Raw genomic sequence first — 19,452 nt, forward strand, 5'->3', positions numbered from 1 at the left:
TGGGAGCCTTTCCGATGCGTATCCGTTCTTATGCCGCCGCCCTGCTGACAGGCGCCTGCCTGGCCCTGCCCCTGGCGCTTCCCCTGCAGGCCTCCGCGGCCGCTTCCCACCCCACCCCGGTCGTCGCCGTGGCGCCGCAGTACGACACCACCCACGTCTATGTGGCGGTGGAGGATGTCGACAAGTTCGCGGCCAGCTTCCTGGCCACCTTTGGTGGGCAGAGCACCAAGCAGGTGGTGGCCACCGTCACCCCCACCGCCAGCAGCACCACGTCGCAGTTGCTGCAGACCCCGGTGGGCACCGTCTCCCTGTTCGGATTCAAGACCCCCATTCCCTACCCTTTCGGGGCGGAGCGTACGGGCTATCTGGTGACCGATATGGACGTGGCGACCAAGGCCGCCGTCGCCGCCGGCGCCGACGTGCTGGTGGAACCCTTCCCCGACCCCATCGGCCGCGACACCGTCATCCAATGGCCGGGTGGCGTGAACATGCAGCTGTACTGGCACACCACGACGCCCAACTACACCGCCTTCGAAACCGTGCCGGAGAACCGCGCCTACGTCTCCGCCCACAAGGTGACGGAGTTCGTGAAGGACTTCCTGGCCTTCAGCCATGGCAAGGTGGTGTCCGATGATGCCAAGGCCCCGGGCGTGGAAATCGGCCGGCCCAACGACACCTATCGCCGCGTCCGTATCGAGAGCGCCTTCGGCAAGATGACCGTGCTGGTCACCGACGGCCACCTGCCCTGGCCGTATGGCCGGGAGATGACGGGCTATGAGGTCAAGAACCTGGACGAGACCCTGGCCAAGGCCAAGGCCGCCGGCGTGACGGTGGTGGTGGAGCCCTACACCGCCGATCACCGCAAGGCCGTGGTGGTGCAGTTCCCCGGCGGTTACATCGCCGAAATCCACAGCGCCGCGTCCTAAGTCCCATCATGGCGCGCCGACGGCACCCTGCATCGCCCCTGTGCCGTCGGCACCTGATGGCATCCTCGCTTACTCTGGGCACGCTCACCCTGGGCACCAGCCTGGCCCTGGCCTGCGCCTTCGCCACCAGCGCCAGGGCGCAGGAAGACGACACGATAGAAACGCCCGCGGCCCCGGCCGCGACCCGCCCGGCCATCAAGTCCAACCGCTGGCAGGAGGATTGGTCGGCCCTGGCCGATCCGGCGTTGCGCACCGAACCGCTTGACGGACTGAAGTACATCCCGCTGGATGCCACCAACGCCCAGACCTACCTGTCGCTGGGCCTGACCCTGCGCGAGCGCTTCGAGGATAACGAGGCGCCCCTGTTCGGCGTCGGCGGGCGCAAGGGCGACAGCTATGTCATCCAGCGCCTGCAAACCCACCTGGACCTGCGCATCGACGGCCATTGGCAGCTGTTCGGCCAGTTCGAGGATGCGCGCGCCTTCGACAAGACCACCCTGACCCCCGCCGACCAGAACCAGGCCGATCTGCGCCAGGCCTTCGTCGCCTACAGCGGCGACCTCACCGACGACATCACACTGAAGGTGCGCGCCGGCCGGCAGGAGATGGGTTTCGACCGCCAGCGCTTCGTTTCCACCCGCGACGGCCCCAATGTGCGCCAAGCCTTCGACGCCGTGTGGGTAAACGTAGAAAGCGCCCCCTGGCGCATCATCAGTTTCTGGAGCCACCCGGTGCAGTACCGCACAGGGGAGCCGTTCGACGATTATTCCAACACCCATCTGCAATATGGCGGCATCCGCGTGGAACACGCCAACGTGGGACCGGGGGAATTGTCCGCCTATTATTCCCGCTACCAGAACGATACCGCCAAATACCTGGATGCCAGCGGGCTGGAGCGGCGCGACATCTTCGACGTGCGCTATGCCGGCGCGGCGGCGGGCTTCGACTGGGACGTGGAAGGCATGGCCCAATGGGGGTCGGTTGGCCCCAAGGCCGTGGGGTCCTGGGCGGTCGGCGCCCTGACCGGCTACACCTTGACCCACGTCGTCTGGACGCCGCGCCTGGGCCTACAGGCGGATGCCGCCTCGGGCGACGACCGGCCGGGCGACGGGCGGCTGGGGACCTTCAACCCGCTGTTCCCCAACGGCTATTATTTCGCGCTGGCGGGCTACACCGGTTATGCCAACCTGATCCACCTGAAGCCATCGCTGACGGTGAAGCCTTTGCCGAAGCTGAGCCTGATGACGGCGGCGGGCCTGTTGTGGCGGCAGACGACGGCGGATGCCGTCTATGCCCAGCCCACCATCGCCGTTCCCGGCACCGCCGGCAAGGGCACACCCTGGACCGGCGTTTACGGCCAGTTGCGCGCGGACTATGCCGTCACCGCCAACCTGACCACGGCGGTGGAGGCGGTGCATTACGCCATCGGCGACACCCTGCGGCGCGCCGGCGGGCACGACAGCGATTATCTGGGCATCGAAGTCAAACTGGGATGGTAAGGCCATGAAACAGGGTTTGCCCGTGTTGTTGAGCATCAACGGCGGCTATGTCGACACCGCCGGCTTCCTGGCCTTGCAGGGGCTGTTCACCGCCCATGTCACCGGCAACTTCGTCACCTTCGGCGCGTCGCTGGTGCTGGGCACCTCCGGCGCCGGGGCCAAGCTGCTGGCCCTGCCGGTGTTCTGCGTGGTGGTGATCCTATCGCGTTTCCTCTGCGCGGGGCTGGAGCGGCGCCAGGTGCCCATCCTGCGCACCCTGCTGGTGCTGAAGATGCTGCTGCTGGCCGCCGGCGCCGCCCTGGCCATCCACTTCGGCCCCTTCCATGACGGCGACGCGCTGCCGGCCATCGTCACCGGCATGGTGCTGGTGACGGCCATGGCCCTGCAGAACGGCATGCACCGCGCCCATATGAGCACGACGCCGCCCACCACGCTGATGACCGGCACCACGACGCAAATCATGATCGACCTGGCCGACCTGATGCGTGGCGTGCCGGCGGAGGCGCGGGCCGCCGCCAAGGGCCGCCTGGGCAAGATGTCGGCCAGCGTCATCGGCTTCGCGTTCGGTTGCGCCGCCGCCGCGGGCCTGTTCCTGGTGGTGCGCGAATGGGCCTTCGTCGTGCCGCCGGTCATCGCCTTCATCGGCGTGCTGGTCGTGGGGAATGAGCCGGCGAAGACGTGAGACGCGCCCCCTCGCACCCCGCGCCGGCAGCCGCTATAGTTAGCGGTAACATGCCGTGTGGCGATAAAGAGGGGGGAACATGACTGGGACCAAGCGGATGACGGGTCGATGTGCGCCAGTGATCGCGCGTGTGATCGCGTGCGTGATCGCGCTGGCTGGCACACATCCCGCCTTGGCGGCGACCTTGGAACGGGCCCCCTGGGGACTGACGCCGGAAGGGGAACGGGCGGAAATGCTGACCCTGTCCACCCAGAGCGCCCGCCTGACGCTGTCCACCTATGGCGCGCGCATGGTGTCGCTGCAACTGCCCGACCGCGATGGCCATAGCTCGGACGTGCTGGTCTTCCCCAAGGACCCGACGACGCTGGCGGGGTTCTGGGTCATGGCCGGCGCCTCCGTCGGCCGGTTCGCCAACCGTATCGCCAACGGCACCTTCCCCTTGGATGACCGCACCTATCAGGTGGACCGCAACCTGGGCCCCAACACCCTGCACGGCGGGGTTAAGGGATTTGACAACCGGATGTGGCAGGCCACGGCCGTGGGCGATGGGGTGGAGTTCCATTATGTGTCCGTGGATGGGGAAATGGGCTTCCCCGGCACGATGGACGTGCGCGTGACCTATCGCCTGCTGCACCAGGACGGTCAAACCGTCGTCGCCATCGACTATGCCGCCACGACGGACAAGCCGACGGTGATCAACCTGACGAACCACGCTTTCTTCAACCTGGCGGGTGCAGGCCAACCCCTGGACGGCCAGGCCATCACCCTCGCCGCCGACCGCTACACCCCCACCAGCCCCGACGCCATTCCCGATGGCAGCATCGCGCCCGTGGACGGCACGCGCTTCGACCTGCGCCACGCCACCGGGCTCACCGCCATCCTGAAGACCGGCGGCATGGACCAGAACTTCGTCCTGGCCACCCCCAGCTCGGTCGCCCCCAGCCTGGCAACGCCCGTGGCGACGGTGACCGACAGCGCGTCGGGCCGCGTGATGCGGGTCTACACCACCGAGCCGGGCCTGCAATTCTACCTGCCGGCCAAGCCCCCCGCCCTGAACGGCACGCCCGCCCCCGGCTTCTCCCTGGAAACCCAGCACTTCCCGGACTCCCCCAACCATCCGGCCTTCCCCAGCACGATCTTGCGCCCCGGCCAGACCTTCCAATCCACCACCCGCTATGTGTTCACCATCGGGCGGTCATAAGCCCGAAGCCCAATAACAATCCTTGCGCATTTTATGTTATGAAGCGGTGGTGAGCTTCAGGGGAGGAGTGGATCATGAACGTCTCCATCGGGGAACGTTGGGAAGGGTTCGTCGATAGCGTCGTCAAAAGCGGACGCTATGGATCGGCCAGTGAAGTCGTGCGCGAGGGACTGCGCCTGGTCGAGGAGCGTGAGGCCAAACTACAGGCGTTGCGCGACACCTTGAATGCCTCGATCGCCGCCGGCGGCCACAATGCCGACGATGACGTCACCCGCATCCTGGACGCCAAGGCGGAAGAACTGGCCAAGGCTGGCTATTAAGTGCGGCGGCTGATTTTTCTGGATTCTGCCCGCGATGACCTGGTGGCGATCCTTGAGTACATCACCCGGGAAAGCGGCAGCCGGACGGTTGGCCGGGGCTTCGCGGAGGTGCTTCAGCACCAATGCCGGAAACTGGCCTCCCTTCCCGGAACGCTGGGCCGTGCCCGTCCGGAATTAGCGGAAGGCATGCGAAGCTTCGCCTTCAAAGGCTATGTCATCTTCTTCCGCTATGGCGAGGACACCGTCGAGGTGATCAACCTGCTGGAGGGACATCGGGACGTGGTGGCGTATTTCCACGACGATCCGGAAGCGTCGCGATAGTCCCGCCCACCGTCCCGTGATTGGCGGGACTATCCTTCAAATTCGCGCGCATTCCGACAAGAACGGCCGGCCGCTGGTGCCTACCGTGGCCCGCTGTTCTCGTCGATAAACGTTTTGTCGACAAACCATCGGGGAATCATGGGCAGCGTTGGGCAGTTCGAATTCATCCTGCTGCTGTTGGTGGCCATCCTGGGCCTGCGGCTCCTGGCCGGTCGCCTGGGTCTGCCGCCGGCGGCAGCCCTGATCATCGGCGGCATGGGCCTGGCCTTCGTGCCGGGCGTGCCGGCCTTTGACCTGGACCCCGACCTGGTGCTGGTGCTGTTCCTGCCCCCGCTGCTGATGGACGGCGCCTATTACACCGTCTGGCGGGAGTTCCGGCGCAACCTGGCGGCCATCCTGCAACTGGCCATCGGCGCCGTGCTGTTCACCACCCTGGCCGTGGGCGTCGTCACGCATCTGCTGGTGCCGGATCTGCCCTGGGCGGTGTGCTTCGCCTTGGGCGCGGTGGTGTCACCCCCCGACGCGGTGGCGGCCAAGGCGGTGCTGGAGCATGTGACCCTGCCCCGCCGCCTGACCGTGCTGTTGGAGGGGGAGAGCCTGCTGAACGACGCCGCCGGCCTGGTGCTGTTCCGATTCGCCATCGCCGCCGCCCTCACGGGCGCCTTCAGCCTGGGCCAGGCCACCCTGGCCTTCACCGGCCTGGCCGTGGGCGGGGTCATCATCGGCGGGGCGCTGGGTTATCTGTGGGTGCGCGCCCTGCATCTGCTGAAGCATGAGCACCTGACCATCACCGCCATCTTCCTGTTGCCCTGGGCCGCCTATATCAGCGGTGAGGCGGCGGGCGTCTCCGGCGTCATCGCCACGGTGGCCGCCGGCCTGGTGCTGGGCTGGCACCAGCATGAGGTGTTCACCGCCAGCGTGCGCCTGATGAGCACCGCCGCCTGGCAGGTCATGGTCTTCGTGCTGGAAGCCCTGGTCTTCATCCTGATCGGCCTGTCGCTGCGCGGCGTCATGAGCCGCCTGGGCGGTGTGGAACACGCGCTGGGCACCCTGGCCGTGCCGGTGCTGGCCGTGCTGGGCACCGTCGTGGTCGCCCGCTTCCTCTGGGTGTTCGCGGCGGAGGGGGCGGGACAGATCCTGGGCCTGCTGGTGAAGCGCCGGCCGTTGTGGTCCCCCGCCAGCGCGTTGTTGCTGAGCTGGGCCGGCATGCGTGGCGTGGTCACCCTGGCCGTGGCCCTGTCCATCCCCACCGGGGTGCCGGGGCGTGACCTGATCCTGGCCGCCGCCTTCGCCGTCATCCTGGGCACCGTCCTGATCCAGGGCAGCAGCCTGGGCCCCCTGATCCGCTGGCTGGGCCTGGACAAATCCGCCGGGCACCAGGGCGCAGTGCTGACGGCCCCCCAGGCCATGGCCGCCGTCACCGCCGCGCAGTTGGAAGCGGTGACCACCCGCGCCCACAATCCCGACGGCAGCATCCGCCACCCCCGCCTGCTGGAGCAGTACACCCACCGCGCCCGCGTGGCCGAGCGCTATTCCAAGGAGCGGGACGTCCTGAGCGCCGACCGCAGCGAGCATTACGACGTGATCCTGGCCACCATCGCCGCCGGCCGCGCGGAAATCCTGCGCCTGCACCGCGCCGGCCGCATCCACGACGACGTGTTGCACGTCCTGGAATATGAACTGGACCTGCAGGAGATGGCGGCCACCACCTCACGGATGAGGTTGGGTTAAATCACCTCATGCCCAACAGGCTGAGCTATTGATCCCCATGATCAAGGAAATTATCCATACAGTTATCAAAATTTGACATCAGGGCCTTGAATCTCAAGATGGCGGCCTGCTGATAGCTCCACTGATCTTCAGCATCATCAGCAAGCTGCTCGAGAAATTCAGCAGGAGGTTCGGGAGCCTTGTGCATTGGACACTTACCCATCGCTCCTAAACCTCTCAGCAGCTCCCGACCGGCCTCGCGATAATTGTTGGCTTTCATCCAACCTTGAGCCATCGCCCAGGACTTCAGCACCCGATTGAAACGATCCGCGTCAATCGTGGGACCCGGGACGTGTCGACTCTGGCCCAGGTCGGGATCGGCCGAGCAGGCCCCCCGTTCCTCAGCAATAGCCGGTCCGGCCAGGAGCATCGCGATAAGCGACGCCCCGATGATGGCCTGATGGGTCGATGCCCTATGATATGCCATCAACTCCCCCTCGAAATTGTCCCCGCATCCTCATCCGTCGCCAGCACGGCGATGGCCTTGCGGCAGAAGTCCACCCACAGCGTTTCCGCCATCACGCCGGCCTGCAACACCAGGTGTTGCAGCTCCCGCTGGCGGCTGGCGGCGCCGTCGCTGAAGTCGCGCCGCTCGATCTCCTGGTACAACGCCAGCTTCTCCAGGTGCTGGGCCAGGCGGCTTTCGATGTCGCGCACCAGGTCGGTGGGGCCGATCACCGCCTCCGCCCGCAGCCGCACCATCAGTTCATCGCGCAGCGGCTTGGGCTCCCGCGCCTCCCCGGTCCAGCGGCGCAGTTCCTCCCGCCCCGCCGGAAGCACCTCATAGGCGCGCTTGCGGCCCCGGCCGGCCTCCGGCGCCAGGGCCGTGATCCAGCCCAGATCCTCCAGCCGCTTCAACTCGCGATAAATCTGCTGGTGGGTCGCCTGCCAGAAAAAGCCGATGGAGCGGTCGAAGCGGCCGGCCAGTTCGGAACCGGAGCAAGGACGTTCCAGCAGGGCGGTCAGCAGGGCGTGGGGCAGGGACATGAAGGCTCGATCCAAGAACGCGGCCCCTGACGGTACCCGCCACCGCCGCCTTTATGCAACCAGTTGCACAAACAACGCGCCTGCCTCATTATGCAACAAGTTGCACAATAAGAACCGGGCGCCGCCATGACATCCCCCTACCCCCACCTGCTGCAGCCACTGGACCTGGGCTTCACGCAGTTGCGCAACCGCGTGCTGATGGGATCCATGCACACGGGGCTGGAGGACAGCTGCCACACGCTGAACCGGCTGGCGACCTATCTGGGCGAGCGGGCGGCCGGCGGGGTGGGCCTGATCGTCACCGGCGGCTTCGCCCCGAACATCGCCGGCTGGACCAAGCCGCTGGGCGGCACCCTGGCCCTGACATCCACCGCGCGGCGCCACCGCCCCATCCCCGACGCCGTGCATGCGGAGGGGGGCAAGATCGCGCTGCAGATCCTGCACACCGGCCGCTATGGCTATCACCCCTTCGCGGTGGCGCCGTCGCGCGTGAAATCACCCATCAGCCCCTTCACCCCGCACGCGCTGAGCGCCCGGGGGATCGAGCGGCAGATACGCGCCTTCGTCCGTTGCGCCCTGCTGGCGCGGGAGGCGGGGTACGACGGCGTGGAGATCATGGGGTCCGAAGGCTATTTCATTAACCAATTCCTGGTGACCCACACCAACAAACGCACCGATGCCTGGGGCGGATCGTACGAGAACCGCATGCGCCTGCCGGTGGAGATCGTGCGCCGCACGCGGGAGGCGGTGGGCCGCGACTTCATCATCATCTATCGCCTGTCCATGCTGGACCTGATCCCCGATGGCAGCACGTGGGAGGAGGTGGTGCGACTGGCCAAGGCGGTGGAGGCGGCGGGCGCCACCCTGATCAACACCGGCATCGGCTGGCATGAGGCGCGCATCCCCACCATCGCCACCTCCGTCCCCCGCGGCGCCTTCGCCTGGGTGACCAAGAAGATGAAAGGCAATGTCGGCATCCCCCTGATCACCACCAACCGCATCAACACGCCGGAGGTGGCGGAACACATCCTGGCCGAGGGCTGCGCCGACATGGTGTCCATGGCCCGGCCCCTGCTGGCGGACCCGGCGTTCGTGAACAAGGCCGCCGCCGGCAAGGCGGACGAGATCAACACCTGCATCGGCTGCAACCAGGCCTGCCTGGACCATACCTTCAAGGCGCAGATCTCCACCTGCCTGGTGAACCCGCGCGCCTGCCATGAGACGGAGCTGACCTACGCCCCCGCCGCCGTGCGCAAGCGGATCGCCGTGGTGGGCGCCGGCCCCGCCGGCCTGGCCGCCGCCACCGTGGCCGCCCAGCGCGGCCATCACGTCGACCTGTTCGAGGCGGCGGGCGAGATCGGCGGCCAGTTCAACATGGCCAAGCGCATCCCCGGCAAGGAGGAGTTCCATGAGACGCTACGCTATTTCGGCCGACAGATCGAACTGACCGGCGTCCACCTGCACCTGAACCGCAAGGTGGGCGCCGAGGAACTGATCGGCGGCGGCTATGACGCGGTCATCCTGGCCACGGGCGTCACCCCGCGCGACCCGCGCATCCCAGGACAGGACGCTGGGATCGCCAGCGGCCGGGTGCTGACCTACCTGGACGTGCTGCGCCATGATAAGCCGGTGGGCCGGCGCGTGGCGGTCATCGGCGCCGGCGGCATCGGTTTCGACATCAGCGAATTCCTGGTGCAGGACGGCCCCTCCCCCACCCTGGACTTGGCCGCTTGGCAGGCGGAATGGGGCGTGACCGACCCGGCCCTGACACGCGGCGGCGTCACGCGGCCAGAGATCACCGCCCCGGCGCGCAACGTCACCCTGCTGCAGCGCAAGCCCGGCGGCCTGGGCAAGGGCCTGGGCAAGACCACGGGCTGGATACACCGTCGCCTGTTGAAGATGAAAAACGTCCAGATGCTGGCCGGCGTGAACTATGAGCGCATCGACGAGGCCGGCCTGGTCATCACCTTTGGCGAGAAGCGGGAAAACCCAACCGTCATCGAGGCGAACACCATCGTGCTGTGCACAGGGCAGGAGCCGTTGCGCGAGCTGCACGGGGCCCTGACGGCCGCCGGGGTCACCGTCCACCTGATCGGGGGCGCGGACGTGGCCGCCGAGCTGGACGCCAAGCGCGCCATCAACCAGGGCAGCCGTCTGGCGGCGGCGCTCTGAACGGGGGAGACACTATCATGGCCGAAACCGCGCCCCAGAGGGTTGCCCTGGAGGTCCAGGGCGCCATCGCCCATGTCCGCCTGACCCGGCCGGAAAAGCTGAACGCCCTGGATTTGGATACGCTGCGCCAGTTGGTGCGCACCGCCGCTGTCCTGCGGCGCCAGCCGCAAATCCGCGCCGTCATCCTCAGCGGCGACGGGCCCGCCTTCAGCGCCGGGCTGGATTTCGGCGCCGTAACCACGCGGCCGTGGGAGGTCATCAAGGCCTTCGTCACCCTGGGCCGCAGCACCAACCTATTCCAGCGTGCCTGCTGGTGCTGGCGCGAGCTGCCGGTCCCGGTTATCGCCGTCCTGCACGGCCGCTGCTATGGCGGCGCCCTCCAGGTGGCGTTGGCGGCGGACTTTCGCATCGCCACGCCGGACTGCGAATTGTCGGTCATGGAGGGCAAGTGGGGCCTGATCCCCGACATGAGCGGCAGCGTATCCTTGCGCGAGTTGGTGCCCATCGACGTGGCCAAGCGCCTGACCATGACGGCTCAGGTGATCCGTGGGACGGAGGCAAAGGCCCTGAACCTGGTGACCGAGCTGGCGAATGATCCCCTCGCGGCGGCGCAGGACTTGGCGGCGGACCTGTGCGCGCGCTCCCCCGACGCGGTGGCCGGCGCCAAGGCCCTATTCCAGCGCGCCTGGAGCGCCAGCGTCCGAAGCGCCTTCGCCGCCGAACGGCGCATCCAGTTCCAGATCATGCGCGGTCCCAACTGGCGCATCGCGCTGCGCGCCGGCCTGAAAAAGGAAGCGCCGCAGTTCAGGGAGCGGAGCTTCCGGCGATAACCCATATCCTTGAGGGGAAAATGGATTGGAACATGGAGGCCATCATGCCACCTTGTCAGGCTAGAAGGGCTTCGCAGATGAGATCATTTAATGAGCGTTTCGCGCGACACGATAATATCGGGTACTCTGCTCATCATTATGGCCCTATGCTTGTCTGTCGGATTCTTTCTTTCAAAATATAAGGTTGATGTCCCCGCCTTGGCATACATAGGTGCCGGCACAGGCCTGTTTTCCATCGTCTTCGGCAACCGGGCCTTCTTCAATTGGCTGCGAAGATTCAGAGCAAAAGAGTAGAGTCACAAAACTTCACCAGCCGTTGAACCGATCCCAGCGCTGAAGATCACCGCCCGCCTTGGGCAGGACGGTATAGGCGTCGAACTGGGCAGCGGTGGCGCAGGCGTGGTTGGGGAAGACGCGTAGCTGGGTGCCGATGGGGAACAACGCTTCCAGGTCGGTGCCGGCCGTGCCGGTCCAGTGCAGCACGCCATGTTCTTGGTTGGCGTCGCGGAAGGCCAGATCGGCCACGGGCGTGCCGTCAGCGGTGGCGACCAGGCCATAGCCGTGGTCCTTGGCCTGGCGCTGGGTCCCCCGGTCGCGGCTCATGGCCATCCAGCCGCCGTCAGTGATGACCCAGCCCGTGTCGGCGCGGTGGCCGATGACGGTGCACAGCACCGACAGGGCGATATCGTCCACGGCGCAGACGCCCACCCCGGCCATGACCAGGTCGAAGAAGACATAGACGCCGGCGCGCACCTCCGTCACCCCCTCCAGGTGGCGGGCGCTGAGGGCCGTGGGGGTGGAGCCGACGCTGACCACCGGGCAGGCATGGCCGGCGGCACGCAGGCGCTCGGCCGCGCGCACGCAGCCCGCCCGCTCCTGCTCCGCCATCGCCGCCAGGGCCTCGGGCGTGTTGAGGCCGTAGGAGCTGCCGGCATGGGTCATCACCCCATTGAGGCGGGCGCCGCCCCCGCCCTGGACCGTCAGGGCCGCCGCCACGTCCAACAGCGCCGGCGCCTCTGGATGGATGCCGGAGCGGTGGCCATCGGTATCCACCTCGATCAGCACGGTATGGACATGGCCATTCTCCCGCCCGTGGCGGGACAGGCGCTCGGCGGCCGCCACCGATTCCACCACCAAGGTCAGGCGCACGCCGGCCTTGGCCAGGCGCAGGGCGTGGTCGAACTTGGGCGGCGCGATGGCCACGGCATAAAGGATGTCGCCATAGCCGGCGGCGAAAAAGCACTCCGCCTCCTTCAAGGTGGACACGGTCAGGCCCCGGGCACCGGCGGCCACTTGGCGCCGCGCCACCTCCAGGCACTTGGCCGTCTTCACATGGGGCCGGAAGCGTACCCCCAGCGCGTCCAGGCGACCCTGCATGCGGGCGATGTTGGCGTCCATCCGCCCCTCATCCAGCAACAGCACGGGGGTTTCAAGGTCTGGGGGAAGGAGGGGATGGGTCACCAGGGCGCTCCCTGCCGGCGATCAGAGGCGTGCAAGATAGCGCGGGGGACGGGGCGTTCCCAAAAGAAAAGCCCGGTTCGATCATCGAACGAACCGGGCCTAAAAGGTGGGTAGGAAGGAAGATGAAGCCCCGCGCAGGCTGGAGGGCCGCGCGGAGTTGTTACAACCCACCCACCAACTGCTGGTTCCGCGTCCACAGGCGGTTCTGACGTCCGAACCGCCGGCGCCACCGACCACCAGCCCTATCGGTAAGAGGCGAAGCTGGGCTCGATAGGGGCCAGCAGCAGGTGCTGGCGCATCTCATAAGTCAGGGGGTGGAAAATCTCCCCCAGCAATTCCGCCCAGCGCAGGGGATAGGGTGACGGCTGCCCATCCGGGCGCAACACGCCGGTCTGGTCCAGGGGATGAATGGCGGGATGGCGGCGCAGCGCGTCCAGCTTCTGGTCCAACAAAGCCTCCGTCCGCGCCAGCCAGGCGGCGGTGAGGGGCGTGCCCCTCTTGAAGATGAAGGCGCAGAGGCCGATCAGTTCCTTGTGCGACCGGCGCAGCAGGTCGCCGAAATCCCCGGTGACGTGGGGGATGCCGTGGGCCAGTTCCTGATAGCCCAGGGCCAACTTCTCCGGCCCCTCGGCCGTGGGCTGGGCCAGCAGGTCGAAGAACGGCCCCCACCTCTTGGACGTGCTTTTGATATCGGTGTAGCCGCCACCGTAGTGGTGCATCAGGTAGCAGCGCAGGTAATCCGCCTTGTGCGTGGAGCTAAGGTAGGGCCAGGCCGGGTGCAGGGGGGCGTCTGGCTTCACCCATTCCGCCACCGTCTCTTGGGTGATGAAGGCGACGCCGCAACCGGTGTTGCGGAAAATGGTCCACAACGCCCGCATGCGGGCGTCGGACATGATCTCCGGTCCGGTCCACAGGCAAAAGACGATGCGGCCGGCGAAGGCGTCCAGGTCGTGCGACGGTGCGATCATAGGGATGCCATGGGAGCAGGCTCAGAGCATAGAGGGGGTGGCCGGAATGCCCAGGCCGGTCATCAGGGCGACACGGCGCTCGGCAATCTCGGGCGTAGGCGCGGGGTGACGGCGATAGACATACAGATAATCGATGACGACGTTGTAGTCGTTGGCCTGCCGGCTGTCGCCCCGGCGGTCCGTGGTCGTGTCCTTGACCTCGAAAATGCGGGACGCCAGCACCGGCACATGCACCGGCATCTGGCGGTTGATGACGGCCAGCATGAAATCCCAGTCCTCATACGCGCGCATGAAGACGTCGAACTCCAGCCCCGTCAGCAGGGCGCGCGGGAAGGCGAAACAGGACATGTGGACCTGGTTCTTGATGTAGACGTCCGGGGTCAGGCGCCCGGCCATGTCCACCAGGTCTTCGCTCAGGAACTCCGGTCCCTCGGGGTGGCGCCGTTCGGTCACCACGCTGCCGTTGGCATAGACCGCCAGGCCCTGCTGAACCGCCGGTTGGGCCAACAGGGCGGGGATGAAGTCCGGATGCCAGGCGTCGTCGTCATCCAGGAACAGGATATGGCGCCCGCGCGCCAGCATCAGGCCCAGGTTGCGGCTGGCGGAGGGGCCAGGGGCGCCGTTGCGGCGGATGTAGATATCGTCGGCAGACAATAGCTCGGCGCAGGCGCGATCCGTCTCCGTATCGGTGGCGTCGGAAATGACGATGACCTCCACCGCCGCCGCCTGCTGCTTCACGGACGCCAGGGCGCGGCGCAACAGGAGTGCCCGCCTGTGGGTGGGAATGATGACGGTGACCTGGGGTTCAGCCATGGCACGGTGCCCCGGTTCAGGGGCTGCCCGGCGCATGCGGGGCGCCGTGGGCCGACACCGCGGCCGCCAGCCTGGCCGTGACCGCCGCCATCACCGGGGCCCAGTCACCCGGTACCGTCTGCCGGAACTGCGTCAGCGTCGGATACCAGGGGCTGGTCTCCGCGCCCGCCTCCAGCCAGCGCCAGCAGCTGTCGAAGCGGTTCAGCAGCCAGACCGGCCGGCCCAGCGCGCCGGCAAGGTGGGCCACGGCGGAGTCCACGCTGATGATCAGATCCAGACCCTGCACCAGGGCGGCGGTGTTGGCCATGTCGGCGAAATCCGCCGTCCAGTCAACCAGGCCCAGGCCCGCGCCGTCCGCCCCCTTTTGCAGGGAGAAGAAACGCGCGCCGGTTTGTCCCAGCAAAGGGGCCAGCAGCTCCGGCGCCACCGACCGGCTGCCATTGCGCGGATGGCTGGGGTTGCCCGCCCAGCACAGGCCGACGCGCAGGCCCGGCAGCTCCGCCAGACGCGCGCCATAAGCAGACGCCTCCTCCGCCGGGGCGGCCAGATAGGGCACCTCCGCCGGGACGGTCGACAGGGTGGTGCGGAAGGCACCGATCAGATTGTGCAGGGGCAGGCGCACATCGAAACCAGGGGACAAGTCGCCGATGGCCACAGCCTCATCCACCTCGGGCATCGCGGCCACCAGGCGCAGCAACTCCGGCTGGCATTCCACGACGACGCGCGCGCCCAGGGCCTTCAGCGGCCGGGCATAGCGCACGAACTGCAACGTGTCGCCGAGGCCGCTGTCGGCGGAGAGCACGATGGTGCGCCCCGCCTGGGGGATGGGCTGGCCGGCCTCGTCCACGAAAAGGCCGACCTGGCTTTCCGTGATGCGGCCATGCCAGATCCAGGCGATGCCCTCGGCCCCCTTGGCGTAGTCGCCCTTCCGCAAATGCTGGCGGCCCGTATAGATGTTGGCCTCGACATGGGTCGGGTTGATCTGCAGCGCCTTGGCCAGATAGGCCAGGGCCTCGTCGGTACGGCCCAGATGTTCGCAATATTTGCCGATGCGGCAATAAACGTCGTCGAGGTTGTTGAGCAGCGCGCCCTTTTCCAGCAGCAGCGCCACCGCGTCCTCATACGCCCCCAGCGTGTCGTAAACCTGGGCCAGTGCGTCGATGACGCGGGCATCGGTGGGGGCCGCGGCGAGGGCGCGGCGCAGCACCTCCCGCCCCTCCTCCACCCGCTGATTGGCCACCAGCTGGTTGCCCAGGTTCAGCAGGGCGTCGACATAGGTGGGGTTGATCTCCAGCGCGCGGCGCAGCAGCGGCTCCGCCTCCGCGAAGGGGGCGATCAGCGCCAGGTTGTTCATGACCGCCAGATTGTCCGGGTCGGCGCCCAGGATGGCGGTATAGGCGGCGTGGGCCTCCGCCACCCGCCCCTGCTGGTGCAGGGAAATGGCCTCGGCGAACTTGGCGTCGATCTCGTGCCGGCGGGCGACCTGGGCGAAGCGTGCGGCGCCGTTATCCGTCCCCGTGGCCAAGCCCCAGCCCTTGGCCCGCTTGCGCAGCACAAACTCGATGGCGGATTCCGAGGTGCCCTTCAGCGTCTGGTCACGCAGGGGCGCGTCATACTGGAAGCCGCTGTCCAGCTTCTCCAGCTTCAGCACCTCCACCTCTTCCTTGAACAGGTCCAGCAGCTGCACGACGCTGATCGACTTGGGCGACCAGCTCTGTGGCTTCAGGATGGTGAAGGTCCACTTGTGGTCCTGGTTGAAGATGGACGGCCAGACGCCCTGCTCATACATATCCTCGTCCGGGATGGTGATGATCAGGTGGCCGCCCGGCTTGCAGATGCGGATCCAGTTGCTGAGCGCCCGCACGGGATCGACCAGATGCTCCAGGCAGTGGCTGGAATGGACGAAGTCGTAACTGTTGTCCGCCACCCCCTCCATCAGCATGGCGTCGCCGTCCGGCAAGTCCCAGGGACGGGTGGACGTCATCAGGGGGAAGTAGTCCTTGAGCTTGCCCAGCGGGTCGGGGCCGCAGCCGATGTCTATCCCCTCCCCCACGATCCAACGGCGGGCGAAGCGCCCATCCGCGGCGCGGCGCAGCATCTGCTTGGTCGTTTCATCCGCCATCACACTACTCCGCTTACCGCGCGGCACCCTGATCCCGGCGTGCCTTCAAGGGGAAAGATGACGCCGTGCCTTGTCAGCGCGGCGTGATGACCAGATAGCCCTCATCGCCATAATCGCGGGCGATGGTGTGGGTGTGCCGGAACAGGCGGAAGGCGAAGTCGATATTGCGATCGTAGAAGGCCAAGGTTTGCGCATGGTCCGGCATGTTGCCGCCGGCGAAGGGGCCATCCTCATAGATGCGCAGGTCATCCACCAGGATGACGTCGCGGCTGCGCGGCCGCAGCTCACGGATCAGGCTCATCTCCCGTTCCAAAGGCAGGCGAATGTTGTAGTCCGCATGATCGCCATACTTGGCCAGGTGGTAATCGGCGCCGGGAAAGTGCGCGTCCAGCCAGTACATCACGGGCACTTCCGCCGGGATCAGCGGCAGGACGGTCTTCAGCACGTCCTCGCTGGTGGCGGTCAGGATCTGGGCCTGCGGCACGCCGGCCAGCCGCACCCGCGCATGGTCCGCGATCTCAGGGAAAATTTCAGAGGAGAAGAGCCGCTCAAACCCGAAGGAGGCGGCGTGCAGCAGGCTGTCGCCCGCCCCGGTGCCGGTTTCGATGAAGACGCGGCAGTGGTAGGTGTCCAGCATGCCCCTGAGATCGAAATGATGCAGTTTTCCCATGGCTACCCACCGTTAGTGCGACCGGGCGCCCGGCGGCCCGGGCATCTGTCTGATCAAACGCCCTGCCAGAGGCGGGGCGATACGCGGCATCGGAACGACCGGCCTTGGGCTCAGCCGGCTTGGCCAGGCTTGACCTGGATGGTCAGCAATCGTTCCTCCAGATCCCGCACGAACCGGTCGGTATCACCCAGGGTGCTGCGCCAGGCGTCACCGCCACCCAGGGCGTCGCGGAACGCCCGGTACGCTTCCGGCTCCGTGCCCAGCTTGACCGCCAGGGCCACGTAATCGTCGACGCTGGTTGTGATGCCGGCGGACAGGCCCACGGTGCGCAACAGGCTGCCCGCCATACGCGATGAGAAGGTCTTGCCCGACAGGGTGACCATGGGCAGACCCATGCGCAGAGCGTCGCTGGCCGTGGTGCCGGAATTGTACGGGTAGGTGTCCAGGAACACATCGGCCAGCGGCAGGCGGGCCAGATATTGGGCCGGGCTGGCCGGGCCGGCGAAGATCAGCCGCTCGGGCGCGATGCCGTGGGCCTGGGCCCGGTTCAACATGTTCTGGCGCGCCCAGGGCGTGCGCGCCAGCAGCCACAGCACGGAATTCTCAACCGCGCCCAGGATGCGCATCCAGGCGTCGAAGACCTCATCCGTGATCTTGTAGGTGTTGGAGAAGCAGGTATAGACGAACTTGTCCGTCGGCAGGCCCACGCTTTCCCGCGTGGGCGACGGGTCCACCGGCGCCTTGCTGTCGTTCACCTGATAGCAGATGGGCATGTACAGCGGCTTGGGGTGGAAGTCGCCGGCCAGCTCCTGCGGGACCACGAAATCGTCAACGATGGCGTAGTCCAGCTCAGGAATGGGCTGGGAGCCGACGAAGCCGAGGTAGGAAATCTGCACCGGCGCCGGCTTGCGGCGAATAATGCCGGGACGGGACCCATCGGTCAGGCCATTGAGGTCGACCAGGATGTCCAGTTCATGCTGGCGCATGAGGTCCGCCACCTGGTCGTCGCTCATCTCGGCGACACGGAACCATTGGTCGAAGGCGCCCAGGATGCGATGGCGCAGGTAGCTGCCGTCGTCCAGGCCCATGTCATAGCCATAGACCTGGAACCGCGACCGGTCGTGCTTCTCGATCAGCTCCACCATCAGCATGCTGACGGGATGGAGGTTGTAGTCGGAGGAGAGATAGCCGATGCGGACCTTCTCATGGTCGTAGCCTTCGGCGGGGGCCCGGCGCTGAAGGTCGCCGAAACGGGAAATCCACCGCTCCACCCACCGGTTGACCACCGCGTTCTCATCGAACAGGGACATGAGGGTGAGGCCACCGGAGCTGGCGACCAGATCGTCGGTGGTCAGCCCGGGGATCTGTTCATAAACCGGCCAGGCGCACATCTTCAGGCGCAGGTGCACCCAGTGGCTGATGGCGTCGGACTGGTTGGGCACGGTCAACAGGCTGCGGTGCAGTTCCCGCTCCGCCTCCTCAAACCGGCCCAGGCGCTCCAGCAGGCGGCCGCGCTGATTCAGCAGGGTGGTGCGCATGTCGTCGGGCTGGACGGCCCGGCGCCAAATCTCCAGCGCCTCGTCCGTCTTGCCCTGGCTTTCGGACATGAGACCCAGGTTGATGGCGGCGACGAGGAAATCGGACTTGAGCGCCAGGGCGGCGTTGTAGGCGGCGCCCGCCTCAACCACATCGCCGATGGTGGCGAGTTCCACACCCAGGTTGAAATAGGCCGCGTGCCGCAGGGGAACGTCGGCAGGTGTCTCATCCAGCCATAACCGGTACAGCGCCGCGGGACGCATCCAGGGCGCCGAACCGCGGGCCACATCGATCAGGCCCAGCAGGTTGTTGAAGTCCAGTCGCCCCAACAGGAAGCGGAAGGCCCGTTCTTCCACCCCCGGGGGGATTTTCCAATCTCTGGCGGTCAGGTATTTGACGATGTCGGCGGTTTGCAGCGGTGCCTGGTTTGTAGCGGAAGCGGCAGAGGGCACGATCGATGTTCCATAATAAAGTACCCTCAGGCCTTCTCAATTCCTGAAGATATCGCCAATATCGCAAGGAATCATAACACGATATTTATGGTGGAGCGATCTGCAACTTTTCCCTGATCATCGGCAACTTGCGATGAATCGGCGGCGGCGGGCGTCGTTGTGCCGGTGACCGGGGCCGCGGCCGATTGGGCGGCTCCGCCCTGGGCATTGGACGCCTGGGACACGGCGGTTTGGGTTTGCAGAACCTTGGCATAGGCCGTGCGCCCCTGAAGCTCACGCGAGGGGGACAGCCGGAAGGCGCCTTTATCGGACTTCTCGTTCTTCGTCGTCACGTTGTCACCAACCCGAACCACGGGCCGCTGGTATCCCGGCGTCGCCGGCAGAGCCTGAGCCGCCATAGTATACGCAGCCACACCCGACAGCATACTCTGCTGTGATATACGGACGGCATCGGCCGGGGGGCTGCTGGTCTGGCTGGCCCGGGACGGGTCGACCCCGGCGGACTTCACCAGGGCTTTCTGAAAATCGCCATCGCTCCGGCCCGCGGGCGTGGTCTTGGTGAAGGTGGTCTTGGGGACCCCTCCGCCAATCGGCCGCGATGATACCGGATCGTTACCCATAAACCCCAACCCGCACGCCTTCCCATACAGCGGAAGTTGTGCCTGAACCATGAACCGGGGCCCTTAAAAGCGTCGAGGATTGGGGAAGGATGTTGCCCCCAA

18 protein-coding genes are annotated in these 19,452 nt (G+C 66.8%); 9 read left to right on the forward strand and 9 right to left on the reverse strand.

The annotated features are described in order from the left end of the window. Nucleotides 1-14: 14 nt before the first annotated feature. The 7 genes from ULB03_RS01965 (at nucleotide 15) to ULB03_RS01995 (ending at nucleotide 6,680) form a co-directional block, all read left to right on the forward strand. Entirely contained in the window at nucleotides 15-926 is a 912-nt protein-coding gene (locus ULB03_RS01965; protein ID WP_322481641.1) for a VOC family protein, read from the forward strand. A gap of 56 nt (nucleotides 927-982) precedes the next feature. Beyond that, nucleotides 983-2,425 carry an alginate export family protein gene (locus ULB03_RS01970; RefSeq protein ID WP_322481642.1) on the forward strand — a complete coding sequence of 481 codons (1,443 nt, stop codon included), beginning with the start codon at nucleotides 983-985 and terminating at the stop codon, nucleotides 2,423-2,425. A gap of 4 nt (nucleotides 2,426-2,429) precedes the next feature. After that, the gene (locus tag ULB03_RS01975; RefSeq protein ID WP_322481643.1) at nucleotides 2,430-3,107 is read left to right on the forward strand and encodes a DUF1275 family protein; all 678 of its coding nucleotides are present in this window, start codon (nucleotides 2,430-2,432) and stop codon (nucleotides 3,105-3,107) included. Between the two features lie 142 nt (nucleotides 3,108-3,249). After that, nucleotides 3,250-4,308, forward strand: a complete 1,059-nt coding sequence (locus ULB03_RS01980; protein ID WP_322481644.1) for an aldose epimerase family protein — start codon at nucleotides 3,250-3,252, stop codon at nucleotides 4,306-4,308. A gap of 74 nt (nucleotides 4,309-4,382) precedes the next feature. Then, a complete protein-coding gene (locus tag ULB03_RS01985; RefSeq protein WP_322481645.1) occupies nucleotides 4,383-4,628 on the forward strand; it encodes a type II toxin-antitoxin system ParD family antitoxin in 246 nt (81 codons plus the stop codon). Further along, a complete protein-coding gene (locus tag ULB03_RS01990; protein ID WP_322481646.1) occupies nucleotides 4,629-4,949 on the forward strand; it encodes a type II toxin-antitoxin system RelE/ParE family toxin in 321 nt (106 codons plus the stop codon). It begins immediately after the preceding gene. A gap of 138 nt (nucleotides 4,950-5,087) precedes the next feature. Beyond that, nucleotides 5,088-6,680 carry a Na+/H+ antiporter gene (locus ULB03_RS01995; RefSeq protein ID WP_322481647.1) on the forward strand — a complete coding sequence of 531 codons (1,593 nt, stop codon included), beginning with the start codon at nucleotides 5,088-5,090 and terminating at the stop codon, nucleotides 6,678-6,680. Nucleotides 6,681-6,705: 25 nt separating this feature from the next. Here ULB03_RS01995 and ULB03_RS02000 read toward each other — a convergent pair whose 3' ends face one another. Both ULB03_RS02000 and ULB03_RS02005 read right to left on the reverse strand, forming a co-directional pair. After that, nucleotides 6,706-7,146, reverse strand: a complete 441-nt coding sequence (locus ULB03_RS02000; RefSeq protein WP_322481648.1) for a hypothetical protein — start codon at nucleotides 7,144-7,146, stop codon at nucleotides 6,706-6,708. Further along, nucleotides 7,146-7,706, reverse strand: coding sequence for a PadR family transcriptional regulator (locus tag ULB03_RS02005; RefSeq protein WP_322481649.1), 561 nt, complete (start codon nucleotides 7,704-7,706; stop codon nucleotides 7,146-7,148). Before ULB03_RS02005 ends, ULB03_RS02000 begins: the two co-directional genes overlap by 1 nt. Before the next feature lie 126 nt (nucleotides 7,707-7,832). On the opposite strand from ULB03_RS02005, the gene ULB03_RS02010 reads away from it, so the two are divergent. After that, entirely contained in the window at nucleotides 7,833-9,878 is a 2,046-nt protein-coding gene (locus ULB03_RS02010) for an NADPH-dependent 2,4-dienoyl-CoA reductase (protein WP_322481650.1), read from the forward strand. Between the two features lie 17 nt (nucleotides 9,879-9,895). Beyond that, on the forward strand, nucleotides 9,896-10,708 hold the full coding sequence (locus ULB03_RS02015; protein ID WP_322481651.1) for a crotonase/enoyl-CoA hydratase family protein: 813 nt from the start codon (nucleotides 9,896-9,898) through the stop codon (nucleotides 10,706-10,708). A 306-nt stretch (nucleotides 10,709-11,014) separates the two neighbouring features. Here the strand turns inward: ULB03_RS02015 and ULB03_RS02020 are convergent, their stop codons facing one another. The 7 genes from ULB03_RS02020 to ULB03_RS02050 all read right to left on the reverse strand — a co-directional run bounded on the left by ULB03_RS02020 (nucleotide 11,015) and on the right by ULB03_RS02050 (nucleotide 19,350). Beyond that, nucleotides 11,015-12,169: an alanine racemase gene (locus tag ULB03_RS02020; protein WP_322481652.1), complete on the reverse strand. Its 1,155-nt coding sequence runs from the start codon at nucleotides 12,167-12,169 to the stop codon at nucleotides 11,015-11,017. Nucleotides 12,170-12,411: 242 nt separating this feature from the next. Further along, nucleotides 12,412-13,137, reverse strand: a complete 726-nt coding sequence (locus ULB03_RS02025) for a glycosyltransferase family 32 protein (protein WP_322481653.1) — start codon at nucleotides 13,135-13,137, stop codon at nucleotides 12,412-12,414. 21 nt (nucleotides 13,138-13,158) lie between these two features. Further along, nucleotides 13,159-13,950 carry a glycosyltransferase family 2 protein gene (locus ULB03_RS02030; protein WP_322481654.1) on the reverse strand — a complete coding sequence of 264 codons (792 nt, stop codon included), beginning with the start codon at nucleotides 13,948-13,950 and terminating at the stop codon, nucleotides 13,159-13,161. 16 nt (nucleotides 13,951-13,966) lie between these two features. Then, nucleotides 13,967-16,072, reverse strand: a complete 2,106-nt coding sequence (locus ULB03_RS02035; RefSeq protein ID WP_322481655.1) for a tetratricopeptide repeat protein — start codon at nucleotides 16,070-16,072, stop codon at nucleotides 13,967-13,969. A 73-nt stretch (nucleotides 16,073-16,145) separates the two neighbouring features. Then, the gene (locus ULB03_RS02040) at nucleotides 16,146-16,742 is read right to left on the reverse strand and encodes a hypothetical protein (RefSeq protein ID WP_322481656.1); all 597 of its coding nucleotides are present in this window, start codon (nucleotides 16,740-16,742) and stop codon (nucleotides 16,146-16,148) included. A 110-nt stretch (nucleotides 16,743-16,852) separates the two neighbouring features. Then, complete coding sequence (locus ULB03_RS02045) at nucleotides 16,853-18,730, reverse strand: O-linked N-acetylglucosamine transferase, SPINDLY family protein (RefSeq protein ID WP_322481657.1); 1,878 nt, start codon at nucleotides 18,728-18,730, stop codon at nucleotides 16,853-16,855. 71 nt (nucleotides 18,731-18,801) lie between these two features. Further along, a complete protein-coding gene (locus ULB03_RS02050) occupies nucleotides 18,802-19,350 on the reverse strand; it encodes a hypothetical protein (protein ID WP_322481658.1) in 549 nt (182 codons plus the stop codon). Nucleotides 19,351-19,452 lie beyond the last annotated feature (102 nt).

This window comes from Nitrospirillum goiasense (assembly GCF_034427435.1).
In the GTDB taxonomy this organism is placed as follows: domain Bacteria; phylum Pseudomonadota; class Alphaproteobacteria; order Azospirillales; family Azospirillaceae; genus Nitrospirillum.